The sequence below is a fragment of the Streptomyces sp. 1114.5 genome (assembly GCF_003635085.1).
In the GTDB taxonomy this organism is placed as follows: domain Bacteria; phylum Actinomycetota; class Actinomycetes; order Streptomycetales; family Streptomycetaceae; genus Kitasatospora.
Map to the genome: position 1 here is coordinate 1,357,686 of NZ_RBXE01000001.1, position 12,774 is coordinate 1,370,459.

The window sequence follows — 12,774 nt, forward strand, 5'->3', positions numbered from 1 at the left end:
AGAGGTCGAACGGGGGGCGTTCCTTCGGATTACGGACAGCTGCTCAACGACGGGGCTCCCAGCGGAAGTAGCGCACCGCGCCCCACACCGCCAGGCCCAGCCAGATCGCAGCGGTGACGACGTGCGGGGCGGCGGTGCCCCAGCTGCCGGCGAAGCCGGTCGCGGCGGCCGAGCCGTCGGTGCCGAACCAGCCGATGCGGATCAGCTGGAAGGCCGGGGTGGTCGGCAGCAGGCGGCAGACGTCGGCCAGCCGGTCGGGCATGACCTCCAGCGGGATGAACAGGCCGGAGCCGAGCTGGAGGACCAGCATGACCGGCAGGGTGGTGATGCCGGCGCTCTCCACGGTCTTGGTGAAGGCGCTGGACAGCGCGGCCAGGGCGATCATGGTGGCCAGGATCAGCACCAGGCCGAGGAGCATCAGCACCGGGTTGACCGGCACGGACAGGTGAAGTCCGACGCTGCCGCCGATCCCGATCAGGGCCGCCATCAGCAGGCCGAGCGTGAGCGAGGGGACGGCCGTGCCCAGCAGGATCTCGATGTCCCGGGCCTCGCCGGTGCGCAGCCGCTTGAGGACCAGCTCGCCGCGCCGGGCGACGTAGGCGGCGGTCAGGTTGTAGTAGACGACGAAGGCCAGCATCATCCCGACCGAGCCGTAGACCAGCAGCGAGTCGACGTCCAGCCCGGGGTTGTCCTCGGCCTGCTTGGCGAGCGTGCCGTGCAGGCTGGCGACCAGGAACAGCGGCAGCAGCAGGGCGGTGAACAGCGCCGTGCGGTTGCGCAGCAGCAGGGTGGTCTCGGCGCGGCCGAGGGCGAGCAGCCGGCGGCCGGTGCTGCTCTGCGGGCCGGCGGCGGGGGCGGCGGTGCCGGGGGCGGCGGTGGTCATCGGGCGGATCCGATCAGGCGGCGGCGGGCGGGGCGGGTGGTGGGCGAGGGCGGGGTTTCCGCCGGCGGCGCCTGGTGGGCGGCCTCGGAGGCGATGGCGAGGAAGGCCTCCTCCAGCGAGGCGCTGCGGGCGTCCAGGGCGCCGAGCGCGACCTCGTGCCGGTGGGCCCAGTCGAGCAGTTCGTGGAGGGTCTGCTGGAGCGCGGTGGTCTGCACGGTGACCTTGCGGCCGTCGGCGGTGACCTCGGCCCGGGGCAGCAGCGGGAGCGGGGTCCCGGCGAAGGCGGGCAGCTCGAAGCTGATCCGGGACGGCCGTCCGGCGATCACCTCGGCGACGGTGCCGCTGGTGACGACCTGGCCGCCGTGCATGACGGCCAGCCGGTCGGCCAGTTCCTCGGCCTCCTCCAGGTAGTGCGTGGTGAGGAGGACGGTGGTGCCCTGGGCGCGCAGTTCGCGGACCAGCCGCCAGACGGCTGCGCGGGCCTCGGGGTCGAGGCCGGTGCTGGGCTCGTCCAGGAACAGCACCTCGGGACGGCCGAGCAGGGCCACCGCGAGGTCGAGCCGGCGCCGTTCGCCGCCGGAGAGCTGCTTGACCCGTACGTTGCGGCGGTGGGTGAGGCCGACCAGCTCCAGGGCCTCCTCGACCGGGCGGGCGCCGCTGGTCAGCCCGGCCCAGGCGCGGCCGGTCTCGGCGGCGGTGAGCTCACCGGGGAACCCGCCCTCCTGGAGCATGATGCCGATCCGCGGGCGGACGGCGTCGCGCTCCCGGTGGGGGTCGTGGCCGAACACCCGGACGGTGCCGCCGTCGGGGGCGGCCAGGCCCTCGATGAGTTCCATGGTGGAGGTCTTGCCGGCCCCGTTGGTGCCGAGCAGGGCGAACAGCTCACCGCGGCCGACGGTCAGGTCGACGCCGCGCACGGCGTGGTAGCCGGTAGCACCGCTGCCGTAGTGGCGGTGCAGGTCGGTGACCTCGATCACGGTGTCGCTGGGGCGGGAGGGCCGGCTCGTTTCCATGCCCCAAGCCTTTCGCCGCCCCGGCCGCGCGGGCAGTGCGCGCCGTCATGACCTCGCGGTGGGGATCCACGGGTCGGCGATGACAAATGTCATGGCTGCCGGGCTCCGGCCGAATTCGGAGGCCCCGGGCGGGAATGCCGAAGGGCCCCCTCGATCGAGGGAGCCCTTCGTTTCGGAGCGGACGACGAGATTCGAACTCGCGACCCTCACCTTGGCAAGGTGATGCTCTACCAACTGAGCCACGTCCGCAGGTCAAACTATTGAGTTGTGCTGTGCTCGCGCACTGCGAGCGGACGACGAGATTCGAACTCGCGACCCTCACCTTGGCAAGGTGATGCTCTACCAACTGAGCCACGTCCGCACGGTGCCTGGTGGGGCACCGGCCGCCTCTTCGGATCTCTCCGTTGCGGCGACGAGGAATACTCTACAGCATCGTTCGGGGTGGTCGCCCCACCCTTTCGTTCGGGCGGGCAGGGCGACCGGGGAGCGGGTGCTCCCGGGGGTCGAGGGTCAGTTCGCCTCGGCGAACGCCTCGTACACGTGCTTGGGGATGCGGCCGCGGGCCGGCAGTTCCATGCCGCGGGACAGGGCCCAGGCGCGGACGGCGGCCGGGTCCGGGGTGAGGGCGGTGCGGCGGAAGGACTTTCCGGTGCGGCTCTGGCGACGGCCGGCCGCGACGAACGGGGCGAGGGCCTCCCGCAGCTTTTCCGCGTTGTCCACGGACAGGTCGATCTCGTACGACTTCCCGTCGACGCCGAAGTGGACGGTTTCCGCGGCGGCGCCGCCGTCCAGGTCGTCGGAGAGCGTGACAACTACACGCTGAGCCATGGGTGTCAATCCTCTCGGGCAATTCGGCCGCCGGTCCGCGGGGTACGTCCGGGGCCTGCTGTGCACCAACTCGCGCAAGCGCATACGGGCAGGCCCGATGGCCCGCCTGATACGCAGCACTTGCCGCGACAGGTGGCCCTATTCTGCACCCGAAGGGGGTCGAAATCGAAGAGTCCCGCATTCTTTTCCGTATATTCACGTCTCTTCGTGGGGCCGCCGGATACCGGTGTGCGGGACGGGCGGATCTGTCCCCAAGTGCCGTATTCGGGTGTTCTTCGGGGGCAGCCGTTCCGGACGCCGAATCCGTGGAAACCGGACGGCCGCGGCGGGGGCGAGGGGGCCGGATCCCTTGCGGCGTAAGGGTCCTGAGTCTACGCGCGTCGCTATCCCCGGCCAGCAATGCAGCCCGAAACCACCGGTAGTCTGGAGTTCCCCCGCCTCACCGAAGACACCACCGGGAGTGCCAGTGGCACGCGTCGTAGTCGACGTCATGCTCAAGCCGGAGATCCTCGACCCCCAGGGACAGGCGGTGCAGCGTGCACTGCCCCGTCTCGGATTCACCGGGATCGCCGACGTCCGCCAGGGCAAGCGTTTCGAGCTGGATGTGGAGGGCCCGGTCGACGACGCGGCGCTCGCCCGTATCCGCGAAGCCGCCGAGACCTTTCTCGCCAACACCGTGATCGAGGACTTCACCGTCCGGGTCGAGGAGGAGGGCAAGTGACCACCCGCGTCGGCGTCGTCACTTTCCCCGGCTCCCTCGACGACCGCGACGCCCAGCGGGCGGTCCGTCTCGCCGGCGCCGAGCCGGTCGCCCTCTGGCACCGTGACAAGGATCTCCACCAGGTCGACGCCGTCGTCCTGCCGGGCGGATTCAGTTACGGCGACTATCTGCGCTGCGGTGCGATCTCGCGCTTCTCGCCGGTGATGGAGACCGTCATCGAGCAGGCGAAGCTCGGAATGCCCGTCCTCGGTATCTGCAACGGCTTCCAGGTGCTCTGCGAATCCCACCTGCTGCCCGGTGCGCTCACCCGCAACGACTCGCTGCACTTCATCTGCCGCGACCAGAAGCTGCGGATCGAGAACGCCGGCACCGCCTGGACCCGCGATTACTCGGCGGGCCAGGAAATCGTCGTGCCGCTGAAGAACGGCGAGGGCCGCTTCGTCGCGGACGAGCACGTCCTGGACGAGCTGGAGGCGGAGGGCCGGGTGGTCGCCCGTTACCTCGACGTCAACCCGAACGGTTCGTACCGCGACATCGCCGGCATCACCAACGCCGCCGGCAATGTCGTCGGCCTGATGCCGCACCCGGAGCACGCCGTGGAGTCGCTCACCGGCCCGACCACCGAGGGCCTGGGCTTCTTCACTTCCGTCCTGAAGCAGCTGGTGAACGCCTGATGAGCCTCGACACCGTCAAGAACGCCGAGCAGACCCCGGACGCCGCCCAGCCCTGGGCCGAACTCGGCCTCAAGGAGGACGAGTACGCGCGCATCCGCGAGATCCTCGGCCGCCGCCCCACCGGCGCCGAACTCGCGATGTACTCGGTCATGTGGTCGGAGCACTGTTCGTACAAGAGCAGCAAGGTCCACCTGAAGCAGTTCGGCGAGAAGAAGCCCGACTCGGACGCGATGCTCGTCGGCATCGGCGAGAACGCCGGTGTGGTCGACGTCGGCCAGGGCTACGCCGTCACCTTCAAGGTCGAGTCGCACAACCACCCGTCGTACATCGAGCCCTACCAGGGCGCGGCCACCGGCATCGGCGGCATCGTGCGCGACATCCTGGCGATGGGCGCCCGCCCGGTCGCCGTGATGGACCCGCTGCGCTTCGGTGCGGCCGACCACCCGGACACCCGGCGCGTGCTGCCCGGGATCGTCGCGGGCATCGGCGGCTACGGCAACTGCCTGGGCCTGCCGAACATCGGCGGCGAGGTCGTCTTCGACTCCTGCTACCAGGGCAACCCGCTGGTCAACGCGCTGTGCGTGGGCGTCATGAAGCACGAGGACATCCACCTCGCGCAGGCCTCCGGCGCCGGCAACAAGGTCATCCTGTACGGCGCCCGCACCGGCGGCGACGGCATCGGCGGCGTCTCGGTGCTCGCCTCCGAGACCTTCGACGACACCAAGCCGGCCAAGCGCCCGGCGGTCCAGGTCGGCGACCCGTTCCAGGAGAAGCTCCTGATCGAGTGCACCCTGGAGATCTTCCGCGAGAAGCTCGTCAAGGGCATCCAGGACCTCGGCGGCGCCGGCCTGTCCTGCGCCACCAGCGAGCTGGCCTCGGCCGGCTCCGGCGGCATGCGGATCGAGCTCGACACCGTGCACCTGCGCGACCACACGCTCTCGCCGGAGGAGATCCTCATGAGCGAGTCGCAGGAGCGCATGTGCGCCATCGTGGAGCCCGACAAGGTCGACCGCTTCCTGGAGATCTGCGAGAAGTGGGACGTCATCGCCAACGTCATCGGTGAGGTGACCGACGGCGAGCGCCTGGAGATCTTCTGGCACGGCGAGCTCGTGGTGGACGTCCCGCCGCGCACCGTCGCCCACGAGGGCCCGACCTACCAGCGCCCGTACGCCCGCCCGAGCTGGCAGGACGCGCTGCAGGCCGACGCCCCCACCGCCGAGCGGCTGGCCCGCCCGACCACCGGCGAGGGCCTCAAGGCCGACCTGCTGAAGGTCGCGAGCCACCCGAACCAGGCCTCCAAGTCCTGGATCACCGACCAGTACGACCGCTACGTGCTGGGCAACACCGTGCTCGCCTCCGGCGAGGACTCGGGCATGATCCGGATCGACGACGAGACCAACCTCGGCGTCTCGGTCGCCACCGACGGCAACGGCCGCTTCGCCAAGCTGGACCCGTACACCGGCGCCCAGCTGGCCCTGGCCGAGGCGTACCGCAACGTCGCGGCCGGCGGCGCCAAGCCGCTCGCCGTCTCCGACTGCCTCAACTTCGGCTCCCCCGAGGACCCGGACGTGATGTGGCAGTTCGCCGAGGCCACCCGCGGCCTGGCCGACGCCTGCCTGGTGCTCGGCACCCCGGTCACCGGCGGCAACGTCTCGCTCTACAACCAGACCGGCGAGGTCGCCATCCACCCGACCCCGGTGGTCGCGGTGCTCGGCGTCATCGACGACGTCACCCGGCGCACCCCGGTCGCCTTCGCCGAGGAGGGGCAGCTGCTCTACCTGCTCGGCGACACGGCGGACGAGCTCGGCGGCTCGGCCTGGTCGCAGGCGGTCCACGACCACCTCGGCGGTCTGCCGCCCAAGGTCGACCTGGAGCGCGAGCGGCTGCTCGGCGAGATCCTGATCGCCGCCTCGCGCGACGGCATGATCGACGCCGCGCACGACCTCTCCGACGGTGGCCTCGGCCAGGCGCTCGTGGAGAGCTGCCTCAAGGGCGGTCACGGCGCGCGGATCATCGTGCCCGAGGGCATGGACCCGTTCGTCCTGCTGTTCTCGGAGTCGGCCGGCCGCGCCGTCGTGGCGGTGCCGCGCAGCGAGGAGCTCCGGTTCAACGACATGTGCACCGCGCGCGGCCTGCCGGCCACCCGGATCGGTGTCGTGGACGGCGAATCCCTGGACGTCCAGGGCCAGTTCAGCGTCTCGCTGGCCGAGCTGAAGGACGCCCACACCGGCGTCATCGAGGCCCTGCTGGCCTGACGGGCGACTGACGGGCGGCTCCCCGCGCCGAGCATTCTCGGAGGCGAGCGCGCGACTGACAGTGGGGCGGGCGGTTCTCTGGTGAACTGCCCGCCCCTGGGCGTATGTTGACGCCCATGCCTGCCAAGTCCCGTACGTATCAGCCGCACAAGGTGAGCGCCGCGTTGACGGCGCAGAGCGAGGCGGTGCGCGATGTCGTGCACCGGCTCACGGATTCCGATCTGGACCGGCCGACCCGGCTCGGCTCCTGGCGGGTGCGGGAGCTGGTGACCCACCTGAGCCTGGCGCTGAGCCAGTTGCTCGCCGTGCTGGACGCACCGGAGGTGGCCGGGCCCGTGCTTCCGCTGGCCGAGTACGCGGCGCTGGCCGGGACGATGGCCGAGTTCGTCGACACCGCGACCACGGAGCACGTGGCGAGCGGGTTCGCCGGCCCGGCCGAGGAGGTGGCCGCCGAGTTCGACCGGTCGCTCGACGCCGTGCAGATCGTGCTCGACAAGCTGGCCTCGGTGGAGCCGGAGCGGCGGGTGACCTTCCTGAGCGGCCATCCGATGCTCCTGGCCGACTACCTGGTGACCCGGCTGGTCGAGACCGTGGTGCACGCCGAGGACCTGGCCGAGGCGCTGGGCCTGGACGCCTTCCCGCACGACCGCCAGGCCCTCGCCGCGGTCTCCCGGATGCTGGCCGACGCCCTCGCGGGGCAGGTGCCCGGCGGCGCGGTCGAGCTGCGGATCCCGCCGTACGCGGTCGTCCAGGCGGTGCCGGGCCCGAAGCACACCCGGGGCACCCCGCCCAACGTGGTGGAGACCGATGCGCTGACCTGGATCCGGCTGGCCACCGGCCGGGCCGAGTGGGCGGCGGCGGTGGAGACGGCCGCGGTCTCCGCCTCGGGGGAGCGCAGCGACCTGCGGGCGTACCTGCCGGTGCTCCGCTAGGGCCTGCTAGGAGGGCTACGGGACGGAGGGCCCGCTGAGGTAGGTGCCCTCCGCCGTGTACGGCCAGGCGTTGGGCGTGCAGCCCTTGAGGCCGTAGATCTGCTGCATCATCGCGGGCGCGGGCTTGCCCTCGCCCGGGCAGGTCTCGTGCCCGTGGCCGATCCGGTGGCCGACCTCGTGGTTGACGATCAGCGCCCGGTACTCCTCGATCGGGCCGCTGAACTGTGGTGAACCGGTGTTCCAGCGCTTGGAGTTGACGAGCACCTGGTTGCCGACGTTGCAGTTGACCTCGCCGTGGGTGTCCAGGCCGGAGGCGCCGCAGATCCGGTCCACGGTGGCGGGCGAGGCGATCTTCACGGTGAAGTCGTACGAGCCGGTCGCGACCAGCTGGAAGCCGTTCTTGCGGTCGTTGGTCCAGCCGCGCGGGTCGCCGAGGATGCCGTGGATCTGCGCGGCGGCGGTGGGGGCGTCGATGCCGATGCCGTCCTCGACCTCGACCCGGTAGCGGCGCACGGTGCCGCGGCCGACGGCCTTGGCGCTGGCCGGGGCGATGGTGAAGGTGCCCGCGCCCTTGCCGGGGCCGGGATCCGGGCCGGCCGGGGCCGGGGGCGGCGTGGGCGGTGGAGGGGCGACCGGGGCCGGCGGAGGTGCCGTGGTCGGGCTGCCCTCGGCGGGCGGGAGGACCCGCGCTTGGGTGGTCGGGGCGGCGGCCGGGGCGTCCTCGGGGCGGTTGAGCACGACCGCCGTGACGCCCAGCACCAGGACGGCCACCACAAGTGCCGTGAGCATGCCAACTCCGACTCTCCGACGCGGCTTGCGGCGTCTGCGGCCCCCGTTGCGGTGCGGGGCGGCTCGCCTACCGGCGGGTCGGACTGCTGGCACGATCGTCACCCTGGCATGGCGAACGGGTGAATGTCCACGCGCCCGGTGGGCCGGTGCGACGGTTGACCCCTGCGTCTCGGGTGGCAGACTGCAAGGCATGGCGATTCACAGGAACCTTCTCGACGGTCCCGACCCGACGCTCCTGCCCGAGGAGGAGCGGCCCTACCGGATGCTGGCGGAGGAGTCGGCCTCACCGACCCAGGTGGCGGCCGAGTTCCCGACCTTCTGCCTGGCCTGGGCCATGCTCGCCGACGACGCCTACGCGGCCGGCCGCTACGTCGAGTCGTACGCCTACGCCCGCACCGGCTACCACCGCGGCCTGGACGCGCTGCGCCGCAACGGGTGGAAGGGCCACGGCCCGGTGCCGTGGGAGCACCGCGGCAACCGCGGCTTCCTGCGCTGCCTGGCGGCGCTCGCCCGGGCGGCCGGCGCGATCAAGGAGACCGCGGAGGAGGAGCGCTGCTGGCAGTTCCTGAAGGACAGCAGCGCGGAGGCGTACGCGGAGCTCAAGCAGTAGCAACCCCGAAGCACGGGTGCCCCCGGCGGAAGTCCGCCGGGGGCACCCGTGTTCCGTGCCGACCGCGCTCGGGTCAGGCGGTCACCGGCCTCACCGGCTTCACTTCAGGCGCTTGCCCGCGGAACGCAGCTGCTCGGCGGCCTCGACCACGCGGGCGGCCATGCCGGCCTCGGCGAGCTTGCCCCAGGTGCGCGGGTCGTAGGTGTTCTTCTTGCCGACCTCGCCGTCGACCTTCAGCACGCCGTCGTAGTTGGCGAACATGTGGCCGGCGACCGGGCGGGTGAAGGCGTACTGGGTGTCGGTGTCCAGGTTCATCTTCACGACGCCGTTCTCCAGCGCGGTGGCGATCTCCTCGGCGGTCGAGCCCGAGCCGCCGTGGAAGACGAAGTCGAACGGGTCGGTCTTGCCGTACTGCTTGCCGATCGCGTCCTGCAGCTCGCGCAGCAGCTCCGGCTTCAGCACGACGTTGCCCGGCTTGTACACGCCGTGCACGTTGCCGAACGAGGCGGCCAGCAGGTAGCGGCCCTTCTCGCCCAGGCCCAGCGCCTCGGCGGTGCGCACGGCGTCGTTGACGGTGGTGTACAGCTCGTCGTTGATCTCGTGGGTGACGCCGTCCTCCTCGCCGCCGGTCGGGGTGATCTCGACCTCAAGGATGATCCGGGCGGCGGCGGCCTGGGCCAGCAGCTCCTGGGCGATGGCCAGGTTGTCCGACAGGGTCTCGGCGGAGCCGTCCCACATGTGCGACTGGAAGAGCGGGTTCTGGCCCTTGGCCACGCGCTCGGCGGAGACCGCCAGCAGCGGGCGGACGTAGCCGTCCAGCTTGTCCTTCGGGCAGTGGTCGGTGTGCAGCGCGACGGTCACGTCGTACTTGGCGGCGACGATGTGGGCGAACTCGGCGAGCGCGACCGCGCCGGTCACCATGTCCTTGTTGTGCTGGCCGCCCAGGAACTCCGCGCCACCGGTCGAGATCTGGATGATGCCGTCGCTCTCGGCCTCGGCGAAACCACGCAGCGCGGCGTGCAGGGTCTGCGACGAGGTGACGTTGATGGCCGGGTAGGCGAACTTGCCCGCCTTGGCCCGGTCCAGCATCTCGTTGTAGACCTCGGGAGTTGCGATGGGCATGCGATCCGCTCCTGTCGGGTTGCGGCGTACGGACGGTGCTGTCCGACGCTGTGTACGCCTTCGTGACGACTCCGGGCCGGCCCGCCGACGCGCGGCGTTGCGGTGTGGCTCTCCGGCACCAAGGTTCGAGGCGACCTGCGCGGACGGCCATGAGGGTGGTGGGCCGCCGCGGACCGGACGCCGGTGTCATCTTCCCAGACTCGTGCCCGCGGGTCAGCAGGAGCCCGCCTGTCGGAACGCCGTACGCTGCGGCCCGTCGGCCGCCGCCGACGGGTTCCGGCCAGGGCCCGTCGACCCGGTGCGCCCGCCCGCCCGCACCGGCACGCCCGCGAGGCGAGCACGTCCGCCGGCCAGGCACGCACGCCCGTCCGCAAGGTACGCCCGCTATCCTGCGCCCGTGGACTACAACCAGCTGGCCGTCAACCTGCTCGACGCCAAATCCCTGATCTCGTCCCTCGGCGCCATCGGGCTGATCGCGATCATCTTCGCGGAGACCGGCCTGCTGGTCGGCTTCTTCTTCCCGGGCGACTCGCTGCTGATCATCGCGGGCGTCGCCGCCTCGAACGCCGCCTCGTCGGTGCTCGGCGACGGTGCCAGGCTGCCGATCGCGGTCCTGCTCGTCGGCTGCCCGGTCGCGGCGATCGCCGGTGCCCAGTTGGGGCACCTGATCGGTGCCAAGGTCGGACCGAAGATGTTCGACAAGCCCGACTCGAAGATCTTCCGTCGCGACTTCGTGGTGAAGGCGGAGGAGTACTTCAACAAGTTCGGCTCCGGCAAGGCCGTGGTGCTGGCCCGCTTCATGCCGGTCGTCCGCACCTTCCTGAACCCGGTGGCCGGCACCCTGGAGATGCCCGCCCGGACCTTCTTCGTGTGGAACGTCGTCGGCGGCGTGCTCTGGACCGAGTCCATGCTGCTGATCGGCTACTTCTTCGGCGAGGCGCTCGCCCCGGTGATCGACAAGTACCTGATCCCGGCGGCGCTGCTGATCGTGCTGCTGTCGATCTCGCCGATCCTGATCGAGGTCATGCGCGAGCGCAAGAAGAAGAAGGCGGGCGGCGCCGGGAGCGTCGAGGAGGCGCCGGCGCAGACCGGAAGCGGCCGGCACCGGCGGGGCTGAGCCCTGCCGACGCCGAAGGGCCGGGTCCGTGCCACGTGTTTCACGTGAAACGGACCCGGCCCTTCGGCGTTCGTTCTCGGCGTTCGTTCTCTCGGCGCCGTCGTCCGTGCGGTCAGAGGCCCAGGTCGTCCAGGGTGTACGCGGTCACGTATTCCAGGCCCTGCTCCTGCACGGCGGCCGCGCCGCCGCGCTCCACGATCACCGCGACGCCGACCACGTCGGCGCCCGCCTCGCGCAGCGCCTCGACGGCGGTCAGCACCGAACCGCCGGTGGTGGAGGTGTCCTCGACGGCCAGCACCCGGCGGCCCTTCACCTCCGGACCCTCGATCCGGCGCTGCAGGCCGTGCGCCTTGCCGGCCTTGCGGACCACGAAGGCGTCCAGCTTCTGTCCACGCGCGGCGGCGGCGTGCAGCATCGAGGCGGCCACCGGGTCGGCGCCCAGGGTCAGACCGCCGACGGCGTCGTACTCCAGGTGCGAGGTGGCGTCCAGCATCACCCGGCCCACCAGCGGGGCGGCCTCGCCGTCCAGGGTGATCCGGCGCAGGTCGACGTAGTAGTCGGCCTCCTTGCCGGAGGAGAGGGTGACCTTGCCGTGCACGACGGCCTTGTCCTTGATCTGTGCCAGCAGGGCGTCGCGGTCGTTGCTCATGAGCGTTCAGTCTAGGGCCTGCGCCCGCTCACGGCGCCCGGACCCTAACGGCGGCGCAGGGCCCTGACCAGGACGACGGCCCCGCCCAGCAGGGCCACCGAGCCACCGATCACCCACGGCACCGCGCTGCGGCCGCCGGTGCCCGGCACCACGATCCCGCCCGCCTCGCCGCCCCAGCGGGACGCCGCCCGGGCCCGCGCGCTTCGGGCCGGCAGCGCCGGGGCGTACGGGCCGCGCGGCGGGGCGTGGTCCACCTCCTCGGCGGACCGGCCGACGATGCTGCGGCGCACCGGGCCGGTGAGCACCGGCTCCTCCTCGTAGGTGAAGAAGGACTCGGTGGGGAGCTCCTCGGCGACGCCCTCCGGGTCGTCGGCCTTCGCGGCTGCGTCGTTCTCGGCCGCGTCCCCGTCTACGTCCCCGTCCTCGTCCTCGTCGTCGGCGGCGGAGCCGGTGGGCAGGCCGAAGCGTTCGGCGTCGGCGTCGGAGAAGGCGATCAGGTCGGAGAGGTCGTCGTCCAGGTCGTCGCCGGGCTGGTCCTGGCGGTCCTCGATGAAGATCACCCCGGCGTCCGTGCCGCTCTCCGCGGCGGCGTCCGACTCGGTCTCGGTGTCGGTCTCGGTCTCGGTGTCCTCGTCCTGCTCCGGCTCGCCCTCGGGGGCGGCCAGGGCGGCGGCGAACCGGTCCAGCAGACGGCGGCCGGTGGCGGCGAGGGTCTCTCCGTCGAACTCGGTCAGCCGGCCGGTCGCACTCAGGTCGCCGGTGAAGCGGATGACGGCGGTGCCGTCCTCGGTGCCGTCCGCGACGCTGACCCGGACGGTGGCGGTCGCCTCGCCGCTGCCCCGGGCCTCCTCGCCCTCGGCCAGCACGGTCAGCACGCCCTCCCGGCCCTCGATCAGCGACAGCACGCCCTTGTACGTGATCGTGGAGCCGCCGATCCGCAGCTTCAGTCGGCCGCCGATCTCCTCGGCGGGCCCGGCCCCGACCGCGGCCGGCTCGGTGCTCAGCCCCGGCACACTCCGCGCCAGCAGCGCCGGATCCTGCAAGGCCTGCCGCACCAGCTCGGCGGACATCGGGACGACAACCTCATGCTCCATGGCACGGAGCCTACCGATCCGATCCCGCCCGGTCCCTACCCACCACCACCCGACTTTCCCGCCCCGGCCACCCCGCCACCGCCGTGA

The 12,774-nt window shown here is 71.9% G+C and carries 13 protein-coding genes and 2 tRNA genes; 6 read left to right on the forward strand and 9 right to left on the reverse strand.

Translation table 11 applies throughout. The features are described 5' to 3' along the window. Positions 1-43: 43 nt before the first annotated feature. From BX285_RS05830 to BX285_RS05850, 5 genes are all read right to left on the reverse strand, one after another. Positions 44-883 carry an ABC transporter permease gene (locus tag BX285_RS05830; protein WP_121174613.1) on the reverse strand — a complete coding sequence of 280 codons (840 nt, stop codon included), beginning with the start codon at positions 881-883 and terminating at the stop codon, positions 44-46. Further along, positions 880-1,896 (reverse strand): ABC transporter ATP-binding protein, encoded by a 1,017-nt coding sequence (locus tag BX285_RS05835; protein WP_097236981.1) that lies wholly within the window; start codon positions 1,894-1,896, stop codon positions 880-882. Before BX285_RS05835 ends, BX285_RS05830 begins: the two co-directional genes overlap by 4 nt. A 176-nt stretch (positions 1,897-2,072) precedes the next feature. Then, positions 2,073-2,145, reverse strand: a tRNA-Gly gene (locus BX285_RS05840). A gap of 39 nt (positions 2,146-2,184) precedes the next feature. Then, positions 2,185-2,257: transfer RNA gene (locus BX285_RS05845), tRNA-Gly, on the reverse strand. A 149-nt stretch (positions 2,258-2,406) separates the two neighbouring features. Then, positions 2,407-2,724, reverse strand: a complete 318-nt coding sequence (locus BX285_RS05850) for an Lsr2 family protein (RefSeq protein WP_030056585.1) — start codon at positions 2,722-2,724, stop codon at positions 2,407-2,409. A 466-nt stretch (positions 2,725-3,190) separates the two neighbouring features. On the opposite strand from BX285_RS05850, the gene purS reads away from it, so the two are divergent. The 4 genes from purS to BX285_RS05870 all read left to right on the forward strand — a co-directional run bounded on the left by purS (position 3,191) and on the right by BX285_RS05870 (position 7,306). Then, complete coding sequence (gene purS / locus BX285_RS05855; RefSeq protein ID WP_049654013.1) at positions 3,191-3,445, forward strand: phosphoribosylformylglycinamidine synthase subunit PurS; 255 nt, start codon at positions 3,191-3,193, stop codon at positions 3,443-3,445. After that, complete coding sequence (purQ, locus tag BX285_RS05860; RefSeq protein ID WP_097236982.1) at positions 3,442-4,119, forward strand: phosphoribosylformylglycinamidine synthase subunit PurQ; 678 nt, start codon at positions 3,442-3,444, stop codon at positions 4,117-4,119. The genes purS and purQ overlap by 4 nt, the downstream gene beginning before the upstream one ends. After that, on the forward strand, positions 4,119-6,374 hold the full coding sequence (gene purL / locus BX285_RS05865) for a phosphoribosylformylglycinamidine synthase subunit PurL (protein WP_121174614.1): 2,256 nt from the start codon (positions 4,119-4,121) through the stop codon (positions 6,372-6,374). The genes purQ and purL overlap by 1 nt, the downstream gene beginning before the upstream one ends. Before the next feature lie 116 nt (positions 6,375-6,490). Further along, a complete protein-coding gene (locus BX285_RS05870) occupies positions 6,491-7,306 on the forward strand; it encodes a maleylpyruvate isomerase family mycothiol-dependent enzyme (protein WP_097236984.1) in 816 nt (271 codons plus the stop codon). Between the two features lie 15 nt (positions 7,307-7,321). Here the strand turns inward: BX285_RS05870 and BX285_RS05875 are convergent, their stop codons facing one another. Further along, the gene (locus BX285_RS05875) at positions 7,322-8,095 is read right to left on the reverse strand and encodes a DUF3152 domain-containing protein (RefSeq protein WP_097236985.1); all 774 of its coding nucleotides are present in this window, start codon (positions 8,093-8,095) and stop codon (positions 7,322-7,324) included. A 190-nt stretch (positions 8,096-8,285) separates the two neighbouring features. Between BX285_RS05875 and BX285_RS05880 the strand changes: the two genes are divergently transcribed. Beyond that, positions 8,286-8,705 carry a DUF3151 domain-containing protein gene (locus BX285_RS05880; RefSeq protein WP_097236986.1) on the forward strand — a complete coding sequence of 140 codons (420 nt, stop codon included), beginning with the start codon at positions 8,286-8,288 and terminating at the stop codon, positions 8,703-8,705. A 99-nt stretch (positions 8,706-8,804) separates the two neighbouring features. Here the strand turns inward: BX285_RS05880 and fbaA are convergent, their stop codons facing one another. Then, complete coding sequence (fbaA, locus tag BX285_RS05885) at positions 8,805-9,827, reverse strand: class II fructose-bisphosphate aldolase (RefSeq protein ID WP_097236987.1); 1,023 nt, start codon at positions 9,825-9,827, stop codon at positions 8,805-8,807. A 397-nt stretch (positions 9,828-10,224) separates the two neighbouring features. On the opposite strand from fbaA, the gene BX285_RS05890 reads away from it, so the two are divergent. After that, positions 10,225-10,944 (forward strand): DedA family protein, encoded by a 720-nt coding sequence (locus tag BX285_RS05890; protein ID WP_097236988.1) that lies wholly within the window; start codon positions 10,225-10,227, stop codon positions 10,942-10,944. A gap of 112 nt (positions 10,945-11,056) precedes the next feature. Here the strand turns inward: BX285_RS05890 and pyrE are convergent, their stop codons facing one another. Together pyrE and BX285_RS05900 are read right to left on the reverse strand one after the other, a co-directional pair. Further along, complete coding sequence (gene pyrE / locus BX285_RS05895; RefSeq protein ID WP_097236989.1) at positions 11,057-11,593, reverse strand: orotate phosphoribosyltransferase; 537 nt, start codon at positions 11,591-11,593, stop codon at positions 11,057-11,059. Between the two features lie 44 nt (positions 11,594-11,637). Continuing rightward, complete coding sequence (locus BX285_RS05900; protein ID WP_147465117.1) at positions 11,638-12,687, reverse strand: hypothetical protein; 1,050 nt, start codon at positions 12,685-12,687, stop codon at positions 11,638-11,640. Positions 12,688-12,774: the final 87 nt, after the last annotated feature.